The 24,229-nt window shown below is 40.8% G+C and carries 24 protein-coding genes; 16 read left to right on the forward strand and 8 right to left on the reverse strand.

What is annotated here, in order from left to right:
• The first annotated feature begins 81 nt into the window (after positions 1–81).
• Positions 82–1,344, forward strand: a complete 1,263-nt coding sequence (locus tag ACZ5AE_RS11335; RefSeq protein ID WP_464572312.1) for a flavin-dependent oxidoreductase — start codon at positions 82–84, stop codon at positions 1,342–1,344.
• The gene (locus tag ACZ5AE_RS11340) at positions 1,344–1,637 is read left to right on the forward strand and encodes a Dabb family protein (RefSeq protein ID WP_464572314.1); all 294 of its coding nucleotides are present in this window, start codon (positions 1,344–1,346) and stop codon (positions 1,635–1,637) included. The genes ACZ5AE_RS11335 and ACZ5AE_RS11340 overlap by 1 nt, the downstream gene beginning before the upstream one ends.
• A gap of 117 nt (positions 1,638–1,754) precedes the next feature.
• On the opposite strand, the gene ACZ5AE_RS11345 is transcribed toward ACZ5AE_RS11340, so the two are convergent.
• Together ACZ5AE_RS11345 and ACZ5AE_RS11350 are read right to left on the reverse strand one after the other, a co-directional pair.
• Positions 1,755–2,429, reverse strand: coding sequence for a DUF421 domain-containing protein (locus tag ACZ5AE_RS11345; RefSeq protein ID WP_464572316.1), 675 nt, complete (start codon positions 2,427–2,429; stop codon positions 1,755–1,757).
• Positions 2,430–2,911: 482 nt separating this feature from the next.
• Positions 2,912–4,588, reverse strand: a complete 1,677-nt coding sequence (locus ACZ5AE_RS11350) for a glycoside hydrolase family 27 protein (RefSeq protein ID WP_464572318.1) — start codon at positions 4,586–4,588, stop codon at positions 2,912–2,914.
• A gap of 278 nt (positions 4,589–4,866) precedes the next feature.
• On the opposite strand from ACZ5AE_RS11350, the gene ACZ5AE_RS11355 reads away from it, so the two are divergent.
• From ACZ5AE_RS11355 to kduD, 7 genes are all read left to right on the forward strand, one after another.
• Entirely contained in the window at positions 4,867–5,304 is a 438-nt protein-coding gene (locus ACZ5AE_RS11355) for a universal stress protein (protein ID WP_464572320.1), read from the forward strand.
• A gap of 658 nt (positions 5,305–5,962) precedes the next feature.
• Positions 5,963–6,688 (forward strand): metallophosphoesterase, encoded by a 726-nt coding sequence (locus ACZ5AE_RS11360; protein WP_464572322.1) that lies wholly within the window; start codon positions 5,963–5,965, stop codon positions 6,686–6,688.
• A gap of 57 nt (positions 6,689–6,745) precedes the next feature.
• Positions 6,746–7,714: an NAD(P)H-dependent flavin oxidoreductase gene (locus tag ACZ5AE_RS11365; RefSeq protein WP_464573598.1), complete on the forward strand. Its 969-nt coding sequence runs from the start codon at positions 6,746–6,748 to the stop codon at positions 7,712–7,714.
• 58 nt (positions 7,715–7,772) lie between these two features.
• Positions 7,773–8,096, forward strand: a complete 324-nt coding sequence (locus tag ACZ5AE_RS11370; RefSeq protein WP_464572324.1) for a hypothetical protein — start codon at positions 7,773–7,775, stop codon at positions 8,094–8,096.
• 416 nt (positions 8,097–8,512) lie between these two features.
• On the forward strand, positions 8,513–8,656 hold the full coding sequence (locus tag ACZ5AE_RS11375) for a hypothetical protein (RefSeq protein ID WP_464572326.1): 144 nt from the start codon (positions 8,513–8,515) through the stop codon (positions 8,654–8,656).
• 292 nt (positions 8,657–8,948) lie between these two features.
• Positions 8,949–9,779 carry a 5-dehydro-4-deoxy-D-glucuronate isomerase gene (gene kduI, locus ACZ5AE_RS11380; protein WP_464572328.1) on the forward strand — a complete coding sequence of 277 codons (831 nt, stop codon included), beginning with the start codon at positions 8,949–8,951 and terminating at the stop codon, positions 9,777–9,779.
• Positions 9,780–9,824: 45 nt separating this feature from the next.
• Positions 9,825–10,607: a 2-dehydro-3-deoxy-D-gluconate 5-dehydrogenase KduD gene (gene kduD / locus ACZ5AE_RS11385; RefSeq protein WP_464572330.1), complete on the forward strand. Its 783-nt coding sequence runs from the start codon at positions 9,825–9,827 to the stop codon at positions 10,605–10,607.
• A 47-nt stretch (positions 10,608–10,654) separates the two neighbouring features.
• Here the strand turns inward: kduD and ACZ5AE_RS11390 are convergent, their stop codons facing one another.
• A complete protein-coding gene (locus ACZ5AE_RS11390) occupies positions 10,655–11,920 on the reverse strand; it encodes an erythromycin esterase family protein (RefSeq protein ID WP_464572332.1) in 1,266 nt (421 codons plus the stop codon).
• Positions 11,921–12,395: 475 nt separating this feature from the next.
• Positions 12,396–13,247: a chemotaxis protein gene (locus ACZ5AE_RS11395; RefSeq protein ID WP_464572334.1), complete on the reverse strand. Its 852-nt coding sequence runs from the start codon at positions 13,245–13,247 to the stop codon at positions 12,396–12,398.
• A 204-nt stretch (positions 13,248–13,451) separates the two neighbouring features.
• Here ACZ5AE_RS11395 and ACZ5AE_RS11400 point away from each other — a divergent pair, with 204 nt between their 5' ends.
• The 5 genes from ACZ5AE_RS11400 to ACZ5AE_RS11420 all read left to right on the forward strand — a co-directional run bounded on the left by ACZ5AE_RS11400 (position 13,452) and on the right by ACZ5AE_RS11420 (position 18,128).
• Positions 13,452–14,150 (forward strand): pirin family protein, encoded by a 699-nt coding sequence (locus ACZ5AE_RS11400; RefSeq protein WP_464572336.1) that lies wholly within the window; start codon positions 13,452–13,454, stop codon positions 14,148–14,150.
• A 78-nt stretch (positions 14,151–14,228) separates the two neighbouring features.
• Positions 14,229–15,056, forward strand: coding sequence for a GNAT family N-acetyltransferase (locus ACZ5AE_RS11405; RefSeq protein WP_464572338.1), 828 nt, complete (start codon positions 14,229–14,231; stop codon positions 15,054–15,056).
• 167 nt (positions 15,057–15,223) lie between these two features.
• On the forward strand, positions 15,224–15,940 hold the full coding sequence (locus ACZ5AE_RS11410; RefSeq protein WP_464572340.1) for a (Fe-S)-binding protein: 717 nt from the start codon (positions 15,224–15,226) through the stop codon (positions 15,938–15,940).
• Between the two features lie 39 nt (positions 15,941–15,979).
• Positions 15,980–17,404, forward strand: a complete 1,425-nt coding sequence (locus ACZ5AE_RS11415) for a LutB/LldF family L-lactate oxidation iron-sulfur protein (RefSeq protein WP_464572342.1) — start codon at positions 15,980–15,982, stop codon at positions 17,402–17,404.
• A 4-nt stretch (positions 17,405–17,408) separates the two neighbouring features.
• Complete coding sequence (locus ACZ5AE_RS11420) at positions 17,409–18,128, forward strand: LutC/YkgG family protein (RefSeq protein WP_464572344.1); 720 nt, start codon at positions 17,409–17,411, stop codon at positions 18,126–18,128.
• Between the two features lie 977 nt (positions 18,129–19,105).
• Here ACZ5AE_RS11420 and ACZ5AE_RS11425 read toward each other — a convergent pair.
• The 4 genes from ACZ5AE_RS11425 to ACZ5AE_RS11440 are packed head-to-tail and all read right to left on the reverse strand — an operon-like array spanning position 19,106 to position 21,797.
• A complete protein-coding gene (locus ACZ5AE_RS11425; RefSeq protein WP_464572346.1) occupies positions 19,106–19,405 on the reverse strand; it encodes a hypothetical protein in 300 nt (99 codons plus the stop codon).
• A 16-nt stretch (positions 19,406–19,421) separates the two neighbouring features.
• The gene (locus ACZ5AE_RS11430) at positions 19,422–20,678 is read right to left on the reverse strand and encodes a cation:proton antiporter (RefSeq protein ID WP_464572348.1); all 1,257 of its coding nucleotides are present in this window, start codon (positions 20,676–20,678) and stop codon (positions 19,422–19,424) included.
• A 6-nt stretch (positions 20,679–20,684) separates the two neighbouring features.
• Complete coding sequence (locus ACZ5AE_RS11435) at positions 20,685–21,185, reverse strand: cation:proton antiporter regulatory subunit (RefSeq protein ID WP_464572350.1); 501 nt, start codon at positions 21,183–21,185, stop codon at positions 20,685–20,687.
• Positions 21,186–21,236: 51 nt separating this feature from the next.
• Positions 21,237–21,797, reverse strand: a complete 561-nt coding sequence (locus tag ACZ5AE_RS11440; RefSeq protein WP_464572352.1) for a tyrosine-type recombinase/integrase — start codon at positions 21,795–21,797, stop codon at positions 21,237–21,239.
• Between the two features lie 249 nt (positions 21,798–22,046).
• On the opposite strand from ACZ5AE_RS11440, the gene ACZ5AE_RS11445 reads away from it, so the two are divergent.
• Positions 22,047–23,291 (forward strand): aminopeptidase, encoded by a 1,245-nt coding sequence (locus ACZ5AE_RS11445; protein ID WP_464572354.1) that lies wholly within the window; start codon positions 22,047–22,049, stop codon positions 23,289–23,291.
• Positions 23,292–23,545: 254 nt separating this feature from the next.
• Positions 23,546–24,190 (forward strand): GntR family transcriptional regulator, encoded by a 645-nt coding sequence (locus tag ACZ5AE_RS11450; RefSeq protein ID WP_464572356.1) that lies wholly within the window; start codon positions 23,546–23,548, stop codon positions 24,188–24,190.
• Positions 24,191–24,229 lie beyond the last annotated feature (39 nt).

Below are 24,229 nucleotides of genomic sequence, written 5' to 3' on the forward strand. Positions count from 1 at the left end.
TATATTGATATATTTTTATTTTGTTGCAATAATTAAGAAATATCAAAATACTAAGCAGAATTTTTTATAGGAGGGATAGCAATGTCAGAGATAAGAACCGCACTCATTGTCGGGGGCGGAATCGGCGGCCTTGTAACGGCACTAAAACTTAACCAGGCCGGAGTGGCGGTCCGTGTTTTCGAGAGTGTAGAAACAATAAGGGCGCTAGGAGTGGGGATTAACCTTTTACCGCATGCTGTTAAGATCCTCACCGAGCTAGGTCTCGCAGACGACCTTGAAGCAACTGGCCTGCCAACTGCTGAGCTCATGTACGTCAATAAATTTGGGAAGAAAATTTGGCAGGAACCAAGAGGGAAGGCTGCAGGTTATCATTGGCCGCAATATTCGATTCACCGCGGGCGCCTGCAAATGCTGCTATTAAATGCTGTCATTCAAAGATTAGGGAAGGATGCCGTTATAACCGGGCATCAGTTACAATCATTTGAACAGACAGGAGACACGGTGACGGCTCGGTTCATCAATCGTAAAACTGGGGGTTCACTTGGCTCTTACAGTGCGGACATGATGATTGCAGCCGATGGTATCCATTCAGTTGTCCGAAAAAGCTTTTATCAAAATGAAGGTCTGCCAAAATTCAGCGGCCGGATCTTATGGCGCGGAATTACAGAAGCTGATCCATTTTTGACTGGCAGATCAATGATTATGGCTGGTTATCAGGATCAAAAGTTTGTTGCTTATCCAGTATGTCCTGAAACCGCAGCAAAAGGGCGCTCTTTAGTTAACTGGATTGCAGAATTGGCGATTGAAGACGAAATGCCTGACCGTGCGGACTGGAATAAAAAAATTGATAAGGAAAAATTTGCTCCGCAGTTTGCAGCATGGGATTTTGGCTGGCTGAATGTTCCGCAGTTAATTGAGGAAACAGATGCAGTGTATGAGTTCCCAATGGTCGACCGTGATCCGCTTCCCGCTTGGACCTTCGGACGTATCACACTGCTTGGAGATGCAGCCCATCCTATGTATCCAATTGGCTCTAATGGTGCGTCACAGGCGATTTTGGATGCAGATGCCCTAGGAGAGGCTATATTAACAAATCAGAATGCAGAACAGGCATTGAAGGCATATGAGGAAGCTAGATTAGAACCAACTGCCAACATTGTTATGGCAAACCGGAAAAATGGACCTGAAGTGGTCATGCAAATCGTCGAAGACCGCGCACCAAACGGTTTTGACGATTTAGATGATGTCATTTCCCAGCAGGAATTACAGGAAATCGCCAAGCAATATAAGCAAATTGCCGGCTTTGATCGGGAGAAATTAAACAGCAAAGCGGGGAAACAGTAATGGTAGAACATATTGTATTACTGAAATTCTCTTCAAAGACCACTATGGAACAAAAGCAAGAGGCCATTGGCCGGACCTTGCTGCTAAAAGAAGTGATCCCAGGTATTATGGATATACAGCAAGGAATCAATTTCTCAAATAGGAGCAAAGGTTTTGAAATTGGTTTAACCGTTCGATTTGAGGACAGAACATCCTTGGAAAACTATGGACCACATCCGGCACACCAAAAGGTTTTTGCTTATTTACAGGAAATTGGGGTCGAAGACATTATTGTCGTTGATTTTGAATTTTAATATTTTTTTCGCAGTGTCCTTTAATGCTTAAACGCGTTTTGGTATTTAAGAAAACAAAATGATATATTGTAATAAATATAGAAAGGACCCATCGAGGTCCTTTTTCAAAAAATAGTTTCAATATTTTTGAAAATAGAGTGACTTCCCCGATTGCCATTCAGCATAACAGATTTCCTTTGGATTTTTAACCCCGCCTTTATCCAATTCCTTAAAAAGCCAATTCTCATCTAACCCGGCTTGTTTAAGGTTCTCTTCTAAGATTTCGCCGTCACTGATAATGGTAAGAGGAATGGTTTTCTGTTCCGTTTTGATTTTTAAATCCTTGCATGTTGGAGTATCCGCCTCTGGCTTCCTGAGGATACTGATTCCGCCGCTGTTTTCAAAAATCGCATACTCTACCTCTTCAAGAGAGAAAACGTCTTTGGAACGCAGCATCTGCTTTAATTGATCCAAATCTAACCGGTTCTTTTTTAACTCTCTCCAGTCAATCTTCCCTCTGTTAATAATCATCGAAGGCTTACCTTCAAACATCAGGCGTAATTTTCGCGATTTCTGTGTAAACATCTCTGTAATATAAATAAGGAATCCCCAAACACCAATAGCTAAAAGGATTTTCAGAATGCCTGCACCGTCATCAAAGACGGCACTACTTAATAAATCGCCTAGGACTAATGCTGAAATAAAATCGAATGGAGTAATTTGACTTAATTGTGTTTTTCCTAAAAATTTCACCGTAATAAAAAGGGCAATGTATCCAATTACCAGTTCAAAGATAATTTCCACGTAACTCATGAGATGCCTCCAATTTATTCATACTGTATTGTTATGGACATCGGTGCTATTTCCTAAACGAATAATGCAGGATATTAGGTCAATTGAACTAGTTTTGTTTTAGAACAATTTAATTTAAAAAAATTTAACCAAAAAAAGAGGAATTAGAAAAATTTTACAGAATTAAAACATAAACATGTTAATAAAATGTAGAAATTGGGTTTTGAAACAATGTAAGCGCTTTATTGGTGACGCAAAGAGGATTTGGGTGCAAGGGATTTATGAAAAAAAAACCTAAAAGAGGTGTATGAAATGAAAGTAAGTCCACTTGAGTTTATTGAATGCGTTGAACTAATGGTAGCAGCTGAGGAAAATCGGTTAGTATTAGACGGAACGACGATAAAAATTTTAGGTGAAGAAGTGGAAATTTAAAATTAAAACATCTGGCATCAACCTCATAAATTAAAGCCGCACCTTTCACAGTGCGGCTTTTAGTATTGAGATCATGCTGTTCTAGAGAGTTGATATTTATCCCTTATCTTACTAAATAGTTTTAATAAGATGATAACAGTAATAAATAACAACATTGGAATGACAACAAGCATTAAGGATGGGCTGTCTGTTTGAGCTTTAGGTGACTTTTCACTTTCTCCAATTGCATTCTTTCCGGTTACGATATACGAATAACTGACTCCGTCACGTGCAGCGGTTTTATCTTCAAAATTAGGTTCGGTTAGGTTAGCTGCAATAAGTTTGTAGCCGCTGCTGAATCCATATCTATTGATTTTTTTACGATAGACGGTATAGGATTCCGATCCATATACGGGATTCCAAGTAATCGTAACGGAATTTTGATCATTCCTGTTAACCATTACCCAATCAGGGGCAGCAGGAATTGTCGAAATTTTTACATCATAGGGGTTATATCTGGTTCCTTCCAATGAAGCAGGAATCACATGAACCATGCGGGAAGCATGAGTAGAAAGTTTTGCGGTAAATCCTGAATCCATGTTGCCTAAATCCTGATGGCTCCACATATCACGCACTATCGCCGAGCCTTCAACCCCCAAATCAGCCCATTTCACACTTACGTTTTGTGAGGAGGGTCCGGTATTAAAAAGCCCGATATTATAAGAACCGTCAGGCAGTTTTTGATAGAATACTTGAGAGTCAGCGGTTTTGTATAAACGATTACCCACTGCTCCACTTTGGTTGGCCTCAATAATTTCGTCATTTGTCAACAAGCTGATCCCGTAATCGTCTAGCTTCGTAAGGTTGTTCCCAATCACAAACTGAGATGACGCGATCGCCCACAGAGATACATAAGACCGTTTTTCCTCCTCTGTCAGACCATCCTTACCCCCGTTTGCCACATTGAGTGAATCAAAATCGTTCCACCCGCCCGGACCGGCATGGAGATGCCACTCTGCAGCATCATCGAATCTTCTAGATACCTTGTTCCAGTTTGTGAGAGTGGGCTTCCCATAAGCCTCCACATCGTGATCGGTCCGCCAGCCGTTCGATAATTTCTTCCATGTCGAAGCATGTTTGATATCAAGGTTATTGGACAACTCCACATGTATCGGCCTTCCAGTTTTCTTCAACGCCTTTGCCCAGGCCTCAACATCTTGAATATCCTGGTTGCGGACACCGTCAATTTTTAGATAATCGACCCCATAAGAAGCAAACAGCTTCGCCCAAGAATCAATATACTCCTGTGCCCCTGGCTTGGAAAAATCAATGGCATACATATTCTTGAAGTTAAAATTCACTTTTTGCCCTTTACTGAAGTCCACAATATCTTTAGCATGGTAGGGTGTTCCCTCAATCGGCGTGTTTTTATCCACCGCGCCACTTGGAATACCCAGCGTAACATATAGACCAAACTTTAAGCCTTTGTGGTGGATATAATCCCCAAGTACTTTCATCCCGCTTGGGAATTTCTTTGAATCTACCACCCACCGGCCGTATTTATCAACGGAGGTGGACCAATCAAGCATATAGTAATCATCCAAGTTAACATATTGGTATCCGTGCGATTTGAATTTCGCAGCCATTACATCGGCTGCAGCTTTGATGTTTTGCTCCGTAGGTTTTTTCCGAATCGAGCTCCAGCTGCTCCAGCCCATAATTGGTCGTTCTCCTAAACTATTATAGGAAGAAGCTTTTACCTCATCCATGTCAAAAAAGGATATGGGAAAATTTCCACAAAGTAAAAATGAGAACGATAGCAAAGTTGTAATTGTTTTCTTAAACATAGACATTTCCCCTATAAATAGTTGGGTTTCATTAAATCTATCATAATACAGAAAGTTCTATATTTTAATGAACAATATGTTCCAGCAAAATACGAAAAAATTCACACAATGTTCTAATCCACGTACGATCGGAAGTGGTAAGAAATTATATAATGAAAGTGAATAAATGGTATTTATACCAAAACGAGGGGGATAACAAAATGCTGACTGATTATTCAAGGATCGTGGTTCCTTACGATCATTCCGAATTAAGCAAAAAAGCTTTAAAAATCGCAATGAATCTAGTAAAACAAGACGAAAAAATTGAATTGTATGTTGTCATGGTTGTTCAACCGGAAAGTCTCCTTGGTTACCATTATGCAGTTCCGATACAAGATCGGCGCGAGGATCAGCTTAAAGCGATTGAGCCTGTCCGAGAAGAAATAAACCATGAGCTGCTTAAGCTTCCGAATAAGACAAGAACATTTGTGTTAGAAGGGGACCCGGCAGGAACGATTATAGATTTTGTTAGGGAGAATGACGCAGATTTCATTGTCATGGGAAGCAGAGGATTAAGCGGTCTGAAGGAAATATTCTTGGGAAGTGTCAGCCATTATGTTGTACAGAAGGCGAATTGCCCGGTTCTGATTGTGAAATAATTTCTAACCTATAATGAAAGGTTGTTCTTCAGTTCTTGGGAACAACCTTTTTATTTTCATCTTAGGTAAAGTTAAATATAAAAGATGGTGAATTTTCAGATAATTTAGGGGAAAAATTTGAACTTACAAGAAATTATGACAAGGATTTTCAGTAATATAAATTAACTTGTTCACATGAATGACATATTTTATCAAAATCTTTGTTTTACATTTCGACACTCATGTACAAAGTTCTTGGTTTTTTCTTTCTAATAGTGGTGATTCATAATAGAATAAAGAATAAATTTGTAAAAAAAGGGTTAAAGTAGTCGGAATATTTAAATTTTAATAATCTGCGAAGTTTGTTACAATGAAAAACATGAAGGAATGTCGGAGGAACTCGATATAAAATGTTTTTTAAGAAAATTGATTAGTTAGAGGGAGGGGTTTACATGGTATTCAAGGTAGCATTCTGGAGATTGTTAACAAGAAACCAGAAACTCAGATTGCTGAAGCAAAAAGCTCACATAGAACATCATTCTGCGGGGCCCCGAGTATCTTAGGGGCTCTTTTTTAATAAGAGCGTACAAAAATATAAAAATTAAAGGAATTCCCGTATTTGTAATTGAACTAAATAGTTATAGATGGAATAGATAAGTCGATAATGTGAGGTGAAACCTTGAGGAAAATTGTGGTATCTGATATTCATGGCTGTGCAGCGGAGCTGGATCAATTGTTAACAAAAACAAATGCACAACCGGAAGAAGTAATTTTTTTAGGTGACTATGTCGATACAGGACCCGACAGTATGGATGTACTAGACAGGGTACAAGAATGGTGCAGTCAGGGAGCCGCTGCTTTACTTGGCAACCATGATGATATGTTTTTGCAATGGCTGGCTGAAAAAGAAATCATCTTTTATTATGGCCGGGTTGGCGGAATAGCGACGATCAATAGCTGTTTACATAGACTTGGTTTGGAACCGATTGAATACTCGGAATTGCTGAATGACATGAAAAAGGAAAATGACATAAGAAACATCATCCTAGCTCATTTTTCTTCACAAATTTCATTTTTACAATCTCTCCCTTTATTTATTAAGGAACAGGATTTAATTTTTGTCCATGCAGGAATTCATCCGAAAAAAGGTCTGGAAAAAACGACAAAAGTGGAGTTTCTAAATATTCGGGATGAATTTATTTATGAATATCAGCATCCTGAAACGGTCATTTTTGGCCATACTCCGACCAGAAGGATCCATAAACAAAACAATATTTATTTTGGTCCAAACCAGGTAATCGGAATCGATGGAGGCTGTGCCTTCGACGGCCAATTAAACGCACTAATCATAGAGGATGGAAGTTATGAAACGGAATCTGTTTTAAAAATAAAAGAAGGAAAATAAACATTACTTGGAGAATTAAAATTTAGTTTAAAAATTTGAATGGAGGGACAAGAAAAAATGCCCAATATCCCAACAGTACTGAAAGACTTGCGTTTACCTGTAATCGGTTCACCGCTATTTATTATTAGTAACCCAAAGCTGGTTATTGCCCAATGTAAGGCAGGCATTGTCGGTTCCATGCCGGCGTTGAATGCGAGACCGGCATCACTTCTTGATGAATGGCTGCACGAAATTACTGAGGAGCTTGCTGCCCATAATGCCCGTCATCCGGAGCGGCCAGCAGCACCATTTGCGATTAATCAAATTGTCCACAAGTCCAATAATCGGCTTGAACATGATGTGGAAATGTGTAAGAAGTATAAGGTTCCTATCATTATTACTTCCCTTGGAGCACGTGAAGAAGTAAATACCGAAATACATAGTTACGGAGGTATTGTGCTGCACGATGTTATTAATAATACATTCGCTCATAAGGCAGTTGATAAAGGGGCGGATGGGTTGATTGCTGTTGCAGCAGGTGCCGGCGGCCATGCTGGTGTGAAGAGCCCGTTTGCCTTAGTTCAGGAAGTTCGCGAATGGTATGAGGGCCCGCTTGCTTTGGCTGGTTCGATTGCTACAGGCAACGCAATCCTTGCCGCCCAAGCTCTGGGGGCAGATTTTGCTTATATTGGCTCACCATTTATTGCAACACACGAAGCAAACGCCGTAGAAGAGTATAAGCAAGCAATTGTCGATTGTACGTCTGATGATATTGTCTATAGCAGTCTATTTACCGGTGTTTATGGAAACTATCTGGCGCCATCCATTCGTGCCGCTGGTTTAGATCCTAACGCACTCCCTGAAAGTGACCCGTCTAAGATGAGTTTTTCAGACGGCAGTTCGAAACCTAAGGCATGGAAGGAAATTTGGGGCTCCGGCCAAGGAATTGGCGTCATTAATAAAGTTAGCGGTGCTGGAGAATTCGTTGACAAGCTTTATCAGGAGTATATGGCAGCGAAAGAGAGACTTGGCCTGGTTGTTGTTTGATGGAAGGATAAAATTAAAGCGGAAAAACTGACTCATCTTTTTGGAGTCAGTTTTTTTATTGAATATCAATATTGCGAACACTGGACTGGATATCATTCATAATCTATTGTATCAACTTGAAAAGGTGTTCAATATGAGAAACATGAATGAAATGCAAATACACCCCATCATCGGGCAGGCATGGACAGGTAAACATGTTATCCTGCTTCATTGTACAAATAATAATCAATTCCTGCAGCTTTATAAAAGCTACCACGCTCCGATTGAACCGCCCCGGCTTAACTGTGCAGAAACGTTATCACAATTATTAAGTATCGGTTATCGGATTGCGGCTATTACACCCATTTCTTCTAATCAAATTCAATATGTGCTGGTACTTTGAGATAGACCTGGGCGAAAAGCATGGGTCTTTTCTTATTCCGCTGGTTTAAGTTATATATAGGCTCTTTTCTCATAGATTGTTGCTTTTAACTATATTGAAAACACCGAGTGGATTGGAGCGAAAGGCGCTTGACTCCTGCGGGGAATAGAGGAAAGGTCGAGACCCCGCAGACGGAACGTCGAGGAGGCTCGACTTCCTCCCCGCGGGTTTGCTGAGCGCCTGTAGCGGAAAGGAACGGACAGTGTTATTCCCAAAAACAACAAACTTTACGAAAAGAGCCTATATATATAAATAACACTTAAGTTACTATCAAAAAGAGTAAATTTACTTAAAAATATTTTAATTATAAAATGAATTTAGATAATTTTAAAAACTAAGGTTCCATCTAAAAAGAAGTGGATTTATGTTTTGATTGGATGACAATCATTTGGGGAGGAGCAGGGGTTACCATCGGTGCACAGCTTGGAGTCATCATGTCACAAAAAATCCCAGGTAGGATTGTCCTTCAAATGTTGTCGGTATTACTTATCATCATCGGATTTCGAATGTATTTAAACTAAATTGAATTTAATCATTTTAAGAGCGGTCAATGTCTTGGCGGCTTCTTTTTTATATTATAAAATGGTTCTATGCAGCTATGTCGGGTTTTTAATACAGCCTATTGAATGAGATGTTAACGTTAACAATAAACGTTTACATATATTACTAGATTTGATAGACTATAAATGAATAAAAATGTTAACGTTTGCAAAGCGGCGTGACAGCAGGAAGCATTCGCGTTTCATGAAGCCTATCGGCTATTGGTCCGTAGGTTTTAAAAACGATAAATTATTGATGAAGGAGTAATGAATAATGGAAACTCGTTATGCAATTCACCCCGAGGATATGAAGAAATACACAACAGAAGAATTAAGAAGGGAGTTTTTAGTGGAATCCCTTTTTGAGCCAGGGCAGGTTCACTTGACCTATACACATAATGATCGGATGATTTTTGGCGGAGTCACTCCTGCTGAACAAGAATTGACGATCAAATTGGATAAAGAGCTTGGTGTGGAGTATTTCCTTGAACGCCGTGAACTGGGAATTATCAATATCGGCGGTGATGGTGCGGTTATTCTGGATGGTGTGGAATATGAGATGCAGGGAAGAGACGGCCTGTATGTGGGCAAGGGAACAAAGGAAGTCCTGTTCCGTTCCAATGATGCAAACAATCCGGCCAAATTCTATATCAACTCGACTCCAGCACATCATACCTATCCTACAGTCAAGATTGATATTAACAAGATTGTTCCCCTTGAAACGGGTGAGCCGGGCACATTAAATGAGCGGAAAATTTACCAGTATGTCCACCCGAATGTTTGTGAATCCTGCCAGCTGCAAATGGGGTTAACGATGCTTGCGCCGGGCAGTGTTTGGAATACCATGCCATGCCATACCCATGAACGAAGAATGGAAGTCTACCTGTACTTTGATATGGAACCTGAAACCCGCGTTTTCCACTTTATGGGCAAGCCGAATGAAACAAGACACTTAGTGTTGAAAAATGAGCAGGCGGTCATTTCTCCAAGCTGGTCTATCCATACCGGTACAGCAACCAGCAACTATACGTTCATTTGGGGGATGTGCGGTGAGAATATCACCTACACTGATATGGATTTTGTGAAAATGGAAGATTTGCGATAGGTTTTTTTGGGCAGTTAGTTTATATAAAAAGCGGAGGTTACCGATATGACTAATAATTTAAGATCATTCTCTCTCGATTTTTTCAGTCTAGCGGGAAAAGTCGCGATCGTAACTGGCGGCAACAAGGGGCTTGGGCAGGCATATGCTGTTGCCCTTGCAAAAGCCGGGGCCGATCTTTTTGTGGTGTCCCGCAGTGAAGACTGGCAGGAAACAAAGGAGCTGATCGAAGAGACTGGTCAACGTGCCGTCTTTTTCCAAGCAGACTTAAGCGACAGGGATAAAGTTAAGCAGGCAGCTGCAGAATGTATGAAGGAATATGGCAGGATTGATATTCTGGTAAATAACGCTGGTACCATCCGCCGTGCCCCTCTTCTGGAGTATAAGGGAGAGGATTGGGATGCCGTAATGGAAATCAATCTTAATTCCATCTACTTGCTCAGTCAGGAAGTGGCGAAGGTCATGGTGGAGCAAAGATCAGGGAAGATTATCAACATTGCCTCCATGCTGTCATTCCAGGGCGGGAAGTTTGTTCCTCCCTATACAGCCAGCAAGCATGCTGTTGCAGGCCTGACTAAAGCGTTTGCCAACGAACTTGCCGAATATAATATTCAAATAAATGCGATTGCACCAGGCTATATTGCGACCGACAACACAGCGCCTATTCGTGCGGATGAAAAACGCAATGCGGAGATTCTTTCCCGCATCCCTGCCGGACGCTGGGCGGATCCGTCTGACTTAATGGGTGTGGTAGTATTCCTTGCAAGTGACGCCTCTAATTATATGAATGGACATATCTTGGCGATTGATGGCGGCTGGTTAGCGAGATAATATCGGAAATATATAAAAAAGCCGCTTATTGTTTAGCGGCTTTTTTATTATACAAATACAGTTTCGACAACCAATGGCTCAAGTGCTGTGGTAGAATTTATATAGATAAAGGCATCATACCGTTCCGCCATTACTGATGGTACATAGTTTCCAAAGTGCTCATACCTGGGATCATAAACCACTCCGATTGCACGGTGGCCGATCCTGCTGGAAATAAGCTGCCGGTTCATTTCGTTAAAAAGAAGGAGTTTGTCGAGATTTCCTGCTTGGTACATCAAATCCTCCCAGCTCCCTTTTTGGGCGGGAGGAACAGTCATTCTTTTAAAATCTGCACCCCATGAATCTGCTGCAATAACTGTCCCGCGATTCGTGCCAAATCCGACGATATAGACATTTTCATTTCCTTCCTGCTCCCTTAATAATTGCCCTACATTCACCAGTCCCTCATCTGCCATGTCCGTAGCTCTAGCGTCTCCGACATGGGTGTTGTGTTCCCAAATGATGCCTTTTGAAGCTTCTCCGTAATACTCACTAATTTTGTTCATGACTTCAACCATATGCCGGTCACGTATGTTCCAGGACTCATTATCATTTACGACCATTGTCCGGTAATAGTTTTCAGCGTTAGCCGTGACGATTGCGTTAACTTCCAGGTTTAATTGGAATTCTTCGTTACTTGTATTTTTCTTTTTATTTGTTACAATATCTGTCAGTAGATTAATGACCTCATCATGGCAGTCTTCTCCATAAAAGGAAGCCGATACGCCGTACATTTGCCCCTCACGGTTAAATGGTTCAAAGCAGGTGAATGCCTTTTTTGCTGTTTCGACGCTTGAAGGGTTTGTTTTTTCAAGATATTTAATGATTTCGTCCATTGATTCCCATAGGCTATAAACATCGACTCCATAAAAGCCAACCCGTTGGTCCGATGGCAGGTTATGATTGTAGTCCTTTAACCATTCAATCAACCCAATGATTTCTTCATTTGCCCACATCCATGTCGGCCAGCGGTTAAACGAGGCTAATACCTCGCGGGCATTCGTATGTTCGTGATCGTAACCTTTGATATAACGGTTAACCGATTGGCAGGCCGGCAAATCACCTTCAACTGCAATAAATGTAAAGCTTTTTTCTTGGATCAGCCTTTTGGTAAGCTCCGCACGGATCTTATAGAATTCAGAGGTTCCGTGGGAGGATTCTCCTAATAATACATATTTCTGGTGATTAATTTCCTCTAGTAACGGCTGCAGGTCATTTATTTCTTTTAGTGGAATGGCGTAATTTTTAATGGCTTGAATTTGGTTTTCATTCATCTGAATATTACCCCGATTGTTTAATTGTATAGTGACATTATTGTTATTTTTTTCAGTTTAGATTTTTTTTATCCGGGAACAAGTTTTATGGAAAAAATGTTGCGATTGTTACAAAAGGTTAATAACTCCCGAAGGAGGAAAAAAGTAGAAGCACGGTCATTATGAAAGACTTGTAACGTCCGGAGTAGGAAGGAAGAGAAGTCCCGGTCGTTATGAAAGGCTCATAACGCCCGAGGGTGGTAGCAAAGAGGAGACCCGGTTGTTATGAAGGGCTCATAACGCCCGAAGGAGGAAGGAAGTAGAAGTCCCAGTCGTTATGAAAGGCTCATAACGCCCGAGGGTGGTAGCAAAGAGGAGACCCGGTTGTTATGAAAGGCATATAACGACCAACCCCCGAAAAACATGAAGCTCCGGTTATTTTGAAATACTGACAAAGAATAAAAACAGTGTTTTTGTTAGTGCGAATCACAGCAAACTACCGATTATTTATCTGCCTCCACGTCCGAACCAATCCATCTGCAATTCCCTCGATTACATCCTTATCTTTAAAATAACTTGTGTGACAAAGCGGGTTCCAGCTTGTTAAAATATTGCCAACGTTCACTTGCCTATCCTCTGTTACTGCGTTCTTATATATGTCATTGATAGGCTTTAATGGATAACCGAGAATATCATCTTTGTCATAAAAATTGATCCACTCACCTTCCAACCCAGGGTAAAATTCTTTTAAGTTTGGAGAAGGGATTTTGATGGGACGGTCAAAATTATAATAGCGCAGGCTCCACAATGGCAGGGTCGTACCTAAAGTATAAAAAAGTGTAATAGTATCCCCGTTTTCTAAGGGGGAAAATTGATTTGAGGATATAGTTCCAGCATTTTCCTGATACTGCAAATCATAGAAGTAATTACTCGTGATGACCGACCCTAAACTATGGGAAATCACGCATAATGGGGCACTCCCGCCGGCATTGTTTGCAAGCTCATGAAGATTTTCGGCAATTTTTTCATGGACTCTTTCATAATTATGCTTTGCGGACTCCACGGGCTGATAGGCGATAACATCGCCCATATAATGAATAAGAAAATGACGAAGTTTTTGATAATCCAATTTCTGGTTTAAAACGATTTTCTTAAAAAGTTCTTCCTCTCTGTCTTCTAATACCTCGGACCATTGAATAGGTTGAAAAACCAACTGGGAAGAAGGGTCCGCTGACAATCTGCCGATTTTCTTTGCAAAGCTCTTTTTAAGCATTTCAATCATGTTGGTTGCAAATCCGCTATCCTGTCTGCCTATTCCGTGAATAATGGCAACAGCAATTTTTTTCACACCTTTTCACACCCCTTTTACCAAGGTTATAAGACAATATATATTTAGTTTCATACAAATTAAGAATGCCTTTATAGCTAACAAAATAATTCTTGCAGGGATTTTTTCCTCATTTGACAAACTAAATTTAATATACTAGAATTATCTCGAATTCAAAATGATTTAAATTGAGGTTTTTTAGAGGCAATGAAGGAGGCCAATGACATGCTCAGAAAAGTAGATAACGAAAACATGGGAAGAAGTAATTTGGGCTGGCTAAATAGTATTTTCCATTTCTCATTTGCAGAGTACTATAATCCGAAAAATATCCATTTCGGGCAATTGAGAGTCATCAATGACGATTTGGTTGCACCCGGTACTGGATTTAATCTTCACCCGCATAAAGAAATGGAGATTGTTTCTTATGTGGTAAATGGAGATCTTACACATGGAGACAGTATGGGAAACAAAAATACGGTTACGCGGGGCCATGTCCAATATATGAGTGCGGGGACAGGTGTCTTCCATAGCGAGCATAATCTTGGCTCCGAGACATTACGATTTTTGCAAATCTGGATTCTCCCAGATAGGGTGGGGTATGAGCCGAATTATGGTGATTACCGATTTAATTGGGAAGACCGGCACAACCAGTGGCTTCATATGGTTTCAAGTAAGGAAGGGGACGCCCCAATCAAAATAAACCAGGATGCAAACATCTATTCATTGGAACTTGAAGCAGGCAAAGAAATCAGTTTTCCAGTAATTGAAGGAAGACAAGCCTATTTGGTGCAAATCGAAGGAAACTCTACCATAAATGCCCTTACCTTAAATACAAGAGATGCTCTTGAAGTTGTTGAAGAGGATATCCAGATTCATTCAAATGAAACCTCCCATATCCTGCTAATAGAAATGAAAAAAGGCTGAGACATGTGCTCAGCCTTTTTGGTATACTCAAAATTAACTGATTGATATACAAATAAATAATAGAAAGCAGGGGGATTTTTGAAAGAAATAACAGAAACGATTTCTTTACGAACAATAACTGCACCCGAGGAACTGGCTTTGGTCACCAACCTTGAACGGATTGTTTGGGCAGATGATGATCCCGTCCCTGTCAACCATTATGTTGCAGTTGTAAAAAACGGCGGGCTTGTCATAGGAGCCTTCCTAGATGAAAAACTAATTGGTTTCCAATATAGCTTTCCGGGATTTAACGGCTCAAAGGTCTATTTATGCTCACATAGTATGGGGATTCATCCTGATTATAGAAGAATCGGGATTGGCGAAAAATTAAAACGAAAGCAGCGGGAAGTCGCGTTAGAAAAAGGCTACAAGCATATTGAGTGGACATATGATCCACTTGAAACCGTAAACGGATATTTGAATTTAAGCAAGTTGGGCGGGGTTTGTAGGAAATATATTGAAAATTGCTATGGGGATATGCCCGACGTGCTTAATGCCGGAATGCCGTCTGACCGGTTTCTGGTGGAGTGGCGAATTACGGAAGAAAGGGCGGATTCGGTTCTTGGCGTGATCGAAAATGGCGAGGTTCCATTGTTGATTACTGTTACCGTTGACGAGCAGGGATTACCTGTGCCGGAGTCCGTCCACCGTAATTACGGAAATGACGAAAAGCTTTTATACGTTCCGGTTCCGGGGAATATCCAGGAAATTAAATCCCAGCGGATGTCTCTCGCCTTAGAGTGGAGGATGCGGACGCGGGAGGTTTTCAACCATTACTTGAATAAAGGCTGGATTGTGACAGCTTTAAAGAAAAGCAGCCAACCGAATCTTTATTTTTATGTCTTACAAAAATTGATTGAAAAATAATAGGATCAAAGCTGTCTCAGTATGATAGAGGCGGCTTTTTTTGCATAAGCTAATAAATTATCTTTTTTAAAATTCAAAAAATAAACAGAAATATATTATAATAGAATAAAAATAAAAACAAATCCGAATCATAACAAATTTTCGGACAAAGGGGATGGCATACTACAATGAGAGTGAGTCTATTTGCAACCTGCTTGGTTGATATGTTTCAGGGTAATGTAGGGAAATCTTCGGTTGAACTGCTCGAGCGGCTTGGCTGCGAAATAGAATTTCCAGAATCACAAGTCTGTTGCGGACAGCCGTCATATAATAGCGGGTATGTAAAAGAATCGAAGGAAGCCATGAAACGAATGATCGAAGCGTTTGAGGATGCTGAATATGTCGTATCGCCCTCCGGTTCTTGCGCGTTTATGTTTAAAGAATATCCTCATATTTTTAAAGGCGACCCAGTTTGGGAACAGAAAGCTAGGAAATTGGCGGAGAAAACCTATGAAATTACTCAATTCATTGTCGATGTTTTGAAGGTCGAGGATGTCGGGGCAAGATTTGAAGGGAATGCCACCTATCATACCTCCTGCCATATGACGAGATTGCTAGGAGTAAAGGAAGCTCCTATGACTCTATTAAAAAATGTCAAAGGTCTTAAAATTACAGAATTGCCTGGCAAGGAACAATGCTGTGGCTTTGGCGGGACTTTTTCTGTAAAAATGGCACAGATCTCTGAGCAAATGGTCGATGAAAAAGTGTGCCACGTCGAAGAAACTGGTGCGGATTATTTGATTGGCGCAGATGCCGGCTGCCTCATGAACATTGGCGGCCGTATTGATAGAAAAGGAAAACCAGTGAAGGTTCTGCATATTGCTGAGGTACTGAATAGCCGTTAAAGGTTGTTGCAAGAATGATAGAAATGGGGGGATTTTTGAATGGCTATGAAAATTGGCAATGAGCAATTTAAAGATCGTGTAGATAAGGGAATCCATAATGACTTTATGCGCGGTGCGGTTTCCAGTGCCCAGGATGGAATGGGCATGAAAAGACTACTTGCGGCCGAGGAGCTGGGGAACTGGGAAGAGTGGCGTTCACACGGTGAAGAAATTCGCCAGCATGTCCTTGAGCATCTGGATTATTATTTGGAGCAATTAAGTGAAAACGTCGCAAAACGGGGCGGGCATGTTTTCTTTGCCCAGACGAAGGAAGAAGCCGTTGAATATATTCGAGGTGTTGCTAAACGGAAAAACGCTAAAAAGATTGTGAAATCGAAATCGATGGTTACGGAAGAAATCAGCTTAAATCAGGCGTTGGAGGAAGAAGGTTGCGAGGTAATTGAAACAGACCTTGGCGAATACATTCTCCAAGTGGATGATCACGATCCCCCTTCCCATATCGTTGCGCCTGCTTTACATAAAAATAGAGAGGAAATCCGTGAAGTTTTTGCAAAAAAACTTGGATATAATAAATCCTCTGAACCAGTGGAATTGGCTAGACACGCACGGCAAATGCTGCGCCAGGAATACCTGTCTGCGGATATTGGCATAACGGGCTGTAATTTTGCTGTTGCTGAATCAGGTTCTATTACTCTAGTAACGAACGAAGGAAATGCAGATTTGGTTACGGCATTGCCAAAAACCCAAATTACCGTTATGGGGATGGAACGTATTGTTCCAACCTTCGAGGAAATGGAAGTGCTCGTTTCTTTATTAACAAGGAGTGCGGTCGGGCAGAAACTAACTAGTTACATTACTGTGTTGACTGGACCTCGTGAGGAAATGGATGTGGATGGACCGGAAGAATTCCATTTAGTAATTGTAGATAACGGTCGTTCCAACATCCTGGGCGGGGAATTCCAATCCGTCCTGCAATGTATTCGCTGTGCCGCCTGTGTGAATGTCTGCCCAGTTTATCGTCATGTCGGCGGACATTCATATGGTTCTATTTATTCCGGACCAATAGGGGCTGTGTTGTCTCCATTGCTTGGCGGTTATGACGAATACAAAGAACTGCCTTACGCATCGACACTTTGCGGGGCCTGTACAGAAGTGTGTCCTGTGAAAATTCCGCTGCATAACCTGCTTCATAAACATCGTGAAGTTATTGTGGAAAGGGAAGGCAAAGCACCTATTTCGGAAAAGCTGGCCATGAAGGCTTTCGGTTTAGGAGCAGCGTCACCCACTTTATATAAAATTGGCTCGAAAATTGCACCAACAGCGATGAATCCATTTACGGTTGGGGATAAGATTTCGAAGGGACCAGGTCCATTGAAGGCCTGGACAGAGATTCGCGAATTCCCTGCACCGAATAAAGAGAGATTCAGAGATTGGTTTAAAAATCGCGAGAAAGGGGGTAAATAGAACGATGACTGGTACAATCCAAAATCGCGATGCATTCTTAAATAAAATTGCTGGGCAGCTGGGACGTTCAAGAATCGCCACAACAGTTGAACGCCCTCGATGGAAATTCCGTCCGCAGGATGAGGTGTTACAAGGCGCCTCACAGGATGAATTACTGGAAGTGTTAACAGAACAGTGTAAAAGAATTCATACAACCATTTATACAACTGATCTTATAAATCTGGCCTCAACTCTTAATGGAGTGGTGGTTGATTATGGCGGAGGTCCAATTGTTACTTGGAAGGATGAGCGGTTTGCACTATGGGGTCTAAATTCCCTTATGAAGTCAGAATGGCCATCACAGAATATTGATGTCTATGAATGGGATTTTGCAAGTGGAGAAGAGAACATTTCAGTAGCAGAAACCGCCAATATTGGCATCACAATTAGTGAAGTCACACTTGCCGAATCCGGTACAGCTGTCTTATTTAGTGACAAGAATAAGGGAAGGACAGTAAGCTTTTTACCTGCTGCTTCGGTAGTCCTCATTCCAAAAAGCTCGTTAGTCCCAAGAATGACGCAGGCCGCTCAAAAAATACGGGAAATCCATGATAAAACCGGCCGCGTTGCATCATGCATCAATTTTATCACTGGACCAAGCAACTCGGCGGATATTGAGCTGAACCTTGTGGTTGGGGTGCATGGACCTGTGAAAGCCACTTATATTGTTATAAATGATCTTTAAGATTAAAAATCTGCCTCTGGAGTTTGATTGGGGCAGATTTTTATTTTGGTGGGGGAAAAAAGGGTGATAGTAGTGAAATACTAGACTAGGCTCACTAAAATTTAGATTGAAACTGTTCCCATAAGCGAGTCATGAGGATAAAAGTCACCGGACCAATAGCGAAATTGTCCTCATAAGCGTGTTCATGAGGACAGGCCCCACTGAAACTAATGCGAAACTATCCTCATAAACGAGTCATGAGGACAAATTCCACCGAATCAAAAGCGAAAGTGTCCTCATAAGCATGTCATGAGGACAAATCGCACCGAACCAAGAGCAAAAGTGTCCTCATAAGCGTGTTCATGAGGACAAGTCCCACTGAATCTAAAGCAAACCTGTCCTTATAAACGAGTCATGAGGACAAATCGCACCGAATCAAAGGCGAAACTGTCCTCATAAGCATGTCATGAGGACAAATCGCACTGAATCTATATAATATAGAACCTGTCCTCATAAGCGTGCCATGAGGACAAATCGCACCGAAATTAAAGCGAAATTGTCCTCATAAGCGTGTTCATGAGGACAAGCCCCACTGAATCTAAAGCAAACCTGTCCACATAAACGAGTCATGAGGACAAATCGCACCGAATCAAAAGCGAAACTGTCCTCATAAGCGTGTTCATGAGGACAAGCCCCACTGAATCTAAAGCAAACCTGTCCACATAAACGAGTCATGGGGACAAATCGCACCGAATCAAAAGCGAACCTGTCCTCACATAAGCATGTCATGAGGACAAATCGTACCGAATCAAAGGCGAATCTGTCCACATAAACGAGTCATGAGGACAAATCGCACCGAATCAAAAGCGTAACTGTCCTCATTATTGTGTCATGAGGACAAGCCCCACTGAATCAAAAGCGAACCTGTCCCCATGAGTCTACAATATCAAAGTAGAAATCCCATCTACACCAAAGATACCTATTTAACCAGGTAAACATCACCTTTTGTATTGTCTATTTAGTACAAAAACACTTGCTCCAAGCGTAATTACCGAAATAAATTTACTTGCTAAAATTAAGTAGGTCGTTGTTTGACTATCCAATGTGACATTTGGCAGTTTGACTAGGGCAATGACGACAAGAAGGCCGAAGGATAATATGGCAAACGCATAATTATATGCCTGGTTAATAATGAGAGAGCCGCGTTCTTCCTTCTCACTAGATAAGACAAAGACAAGATAAGCCATGACAACCAATAAGACATATGTTAACAATGTAATTGCTAACTCAATGCCCACTTTTACGAGTCCTCCTTTAAAAGGTGTTGTTTTGATTCTCTACTGATTTTTGCGGGACAGGGGTTAGTCGTTTCTTTGCCTTGTTCTCCCATTTAAATATCTTGTTCAAAAATTTGTATATTTTCTTAGATTCCTTCGCCAGCAACGGCCCGAGGATCGCCAAAATTAATACGTATACGGCGGTAAAAGGTTTAAGAATTGGCATCAACCCTCCGGCAAGCCCCAAATTAGCAACAATGATCGAAAACTCACCTCTTGAAACGATTGTCAATCCGATATTGGAGGAAGCTTTGTGTGATAAACCAGCTTTTCTCCCGGAAATCATCCCAGCTACAAAGTTGCTAATGATTGTGAGAACCACGGCACCTAAAGCAAGCCATATGGCGCCGCCTAAGCTAAATGGGTCAATGCTTAAACCGAAACTGAAGAAAAAGATGGCGCCGAAAAAGTCTCTAAAGGGAATAACCAAATGTTCGATTCGTTCCCGATGTTTTGTTTCTGAAAGGGCTAAACCTAATAATAATGCGCCAATCGCTTCAGCAACATGGAGTTTTTCAGAAAAGCCTGCTACAAAAAACAGCAACGCAAAGATGACGAGGATAAAAATTTCATTGGATTTAATATCTAACAGTTTGTTAAGAATAGGAGACCCTTTACGAGCAATAACGAAAAACAGCAGCATGTAACCAAGAGAAATGAGAACCGAGATGACGGTGCCTAATATAGTAGTAGATCCGCCTAACAAGAGTCCCGACATGATGGAGAGGAATAACGCCAGGAAAATATCGTCAAAAAGAATGATACCAAGAATCAATTCTGTTTCGGAATTGGCTGTTCTTTTTAAATCAACCACCACTTTAGCCACTATCGCAGTGGAGGAAACGCTTAGGAGTCCTGCAATAATTAACGTTTCCATTATCGGAAATCCTGTAGCAAATCCAAAAATCAGGCCAAGGAAGAAATTCATCGCTACATAAATCGTACCGCCGACAACAATTGATCGCCCCGAACGTATTAATTTTCCGACAGAGAACTCAATTCCTAAATAAAACAATAAAAATAAAACACCAATGCGCCCGAAGAACTCGATGATTTCCGCGCTTTCAATAAATGTTAAATCAAATATACCAATCTCAGGGGCATGGGGGCCAAGTGCCATCCCTAAAAGGATGAGAAATGGAATGAGGGAGAATTTTAATTTGTTTGCCAAAAGGGCGGTTAAGGCGACCAAGACCAGTGCTGTCCCGACTTCAAAAAGTAAAGTGTTATTCATCTGATATCACCCGTCCCTTCTTGTGAGAACTTCTTTTACGAACATTTTTACTTGCTTTCTCTGTCCGGATACGATCACAGTATCACCTTCCGCTAAAAGTGTTTCAGGTCCAGGGGTATGAATTTCTTTGTGATTCTTTTGTTTTATGATAGCGACGATATTAACTTCATAGGATTGACGGATATTGAGCTGTCCGATAGTTTGGTCAACTGCTTCTGACCCGTCTTGCACTTTAAACCATTCTATAACCAATTCATCAAATGCCATTTCAATGGTTTCCAATGCCTTCGGTGCATACGTCATTCCGCCGATGATGGCAGCTATCTGCCGGGCTTCGGCATCATCAAAGGATGTGCTGGCGATTGCCTCCTCGTAATCATCTTGATCAAAATAATAAATATCCCTTCTGCCGTCATCATGAATAATCACCACAATTTTATCCTTGTTTTTGGTGATGGCCTCAAATTTTTTCCCGATTCCCGGTAGTTCGATTTCGCGAATGTTCATTTCCGATACCTCCTCTAAAAATTAGCTACATGGATTAAGCGGGTTTAACCTTTATAGGTTTACATCAATTTCAGTGTTAATTTTTTCCTCTTTAGAGATGCCAAGATATTTTAGAGTTTCAGATGGGGTTGAATGATTGAAATGTTTTTGCAATAGGGAGATGGCAACCCCGCGTTTATACGCATGATATCCATATGTTTTCCTCATTGAATTGGTCCCGATTTTCCCCGTAATGCCAATGGCTTCAGCTGCCTGATGAATGATTCGATAGGCTTGTTGGCGAGTGATAGGCTTTTGTGTTTTGTTGGATTTGAATAAATAGTCTTCCGTGGACAGCTGGTTGATTTGGACATAATGGAGGAGGGCTTTTTTGACCTTTTGGTTAAGGTAAACCTCCTTGTTAATATCGTGGTGTAAGTACTGATAAAAATTCTTTGCCGTGTGCTCGTTTTCTAAAACATTGGCCACCCTTATTTCCAGCATTTCGGTAATTTTCAACCCAGTATTAATGCCAAACACAAATAGAAGATAATCACGTTCGGAATGCTTTTTTAAATATTTCTTAATTGCATTGATTTGCTTTACATCCCTTAAAGCTTCAACATATTCCATGCTAAACGCTCCTTGATCCATGTTACATAATTATATTGTAACACGTTATTATGTAACATTGAAAAAATCTGCTTATAAATTCAACCTCAGTTTTTTGTTAGTTTGCAGATATATTAAAAAAAATAAAAACCTGATATGCAAAAATCATAAAATGCCGGCCTGACAACAGCTGCACAGTCCCCTGTTGCATCTTTTTCTCCCAATTATGCTACTATAATATCGTGACAAAAAATTCCGGGAGGTAAATATATGGTGCTGCCTAATTTTGAAGAGAACTTACATAAGTATGCAAAGCTTTTAGTGGCGAAAGGGATCAATGTTCAACCAGGTGATTGGGTGAAAATGACCATTAACGTCGATCAAGCACCTTTAGCCCGCCACATCACGAAAGAGGCTTATGCCCTGGGGGCTGAAAAGGTAATTATCAAATGGTCCGATGACGAAATTACAAAAGAACATTACTTGCATCAACCGGTGGAAGTATTGACCAACATTCCTGACTATGAAATTCAGGAATCTGAAGACCACGTATTAAACCATCGTGTCAGCCGTCTTTCTATTCTTTCAAGCGATCCGGGCTTGTTAAATGAAGTTGACCCGGTTAAAGTAGCGGAGTATCAAAAGGTTGCTGGTAAGGCTTTCCATGCCCAACGCAAGGCGACCCAGAACGATGATTTAAAATGGACAGTGGCTGCTGCTGCCGGAGCAGGATGGGCGGCAAAGGTATTCCCTAATTTGGAAACTCCTGAAGAACAGGTGGATGCCCTTTGGGATCAAATTTTTAAAACCTGCCGTGTATACGAGGAAGATCCGATTGCTGCCTGGGACAAGCATAAAGATATTTTGAATGAAAAAGCAGACAAATTAAATGAAATCCAATTTGATGCACTCCACTATACTGCACCTGGCACAGATTTAACACTCGGCCTGCCGAAAAACCATATTTGGGCATGTGCGGGAAGCCAAAATCCAAAAGGAGAAGAATTTATCGCAAACATGCCAACCGAGGAAGTTTTCACGGCTCCTGATACTCGACGCATGGACGGGGTAGTTCGCAGTTCTAAACCATTAAGCTATGCGGGGACGTTAATTGAAGGAATTGAAGTCCATTTTAAAGACGGGAAAATTGTCGAGATCACTGCTGAAAAAGGTGGAGATACCATCAAGAAGCTGGTATTCGACAACGAAGGCGGAACAGGCCTAGGTGAAGTCGCTCTTGTGCCAGATCCGTCACCGATTTCTCAATCTGGGATTATTTTCTTTAATACACTATTTGACGAAAATGCTTCGAACCACTTGGCAATCGGCTCGGCTTACCCGACGACGATTGAAGGAGGAACAAAAATGAGCCAGGAAGAGCTGCAGCAAAACGGGATGAATACATCAACTGTTCATGTGGATTTCATGATTGGCTCTAACCAAATGAATATAGACGGCATCAAACAAGACGGTACAGTCGTGCCAATCTTCAGGAATGGTGATTGGGCTATCTAACATGTAAAAAAAGTCCAAGAGGCAAAGTGGTTTTACAACTGCTGCTGTCTTTTGGACTTTTTTCACTTTCCTACGAACTCGCCGCGGCATTATAAATTAAGTAAATAAGTTGTCATTGTTTGTTCATAATTATTCGAAAATATCGATTTTCATCTATATTCCTTTTTAAAAAATTTTTGTATAATAGTTGTGAAAATAGATATTTTTCTACTATTTAAAATGAGTATTTATTATAGAACGAGAGGGCAAAGACAATGTCTATGACAAAGACCGATAAAGTATATATACAATTACATGAGAAAATTGTTAAGGGAGTCTTTCGCCCTGGTTCAAGATTAGTCATTTCACAAATTGCTAAAGAATTTAATGTGAGTGAAATTCCAGTACGTGAGGTTATTCAGAGGCTTGCTCAAAAAGGGTATGTTAAATTGCATCCCCATGCCGGGCCAACTGTGACTAGCTTAACGGAAGATGAAGTAAGGCAAATCTTTGAAATTCGCGCCAATCTGGAATCATTAGCAACAAGACTCGCTGTCGAACACATCTCAAATGCTCATATTAAAGAGCTGGAACTGATCATAGATGAGTCAATCGGAATTTGTGAGGAGGAAAATTTTGAAGGGTATTTTCATATAAACGAAACCTTTCATAATTCCTTATATAGACATTGTAATAATCAAATGCTCATTAAAATGATTAAAGATATAACTAGTCTAGCGGCAAGGTATCCAATTTACTATCAGGATAAAGAGACAACCCAAAAGTCTCTTAATGAACATAAAGAAATTTTGAAGGCAGTTTCTGAACGAGATGGAGATTTGGCTGAACAACTGACAAAAAAGCACTTACTCGAGGTAATTCCTAAAATAACCCAAATTGTAAGGTCGATGGATATTTAGCAGGATATTATATTGGCTTAAAAAGAAATGTAAATATAA

The sequence above is a fragment of the Neobacillus sp. S1227 genome (genome assembly GCF_055385255.1).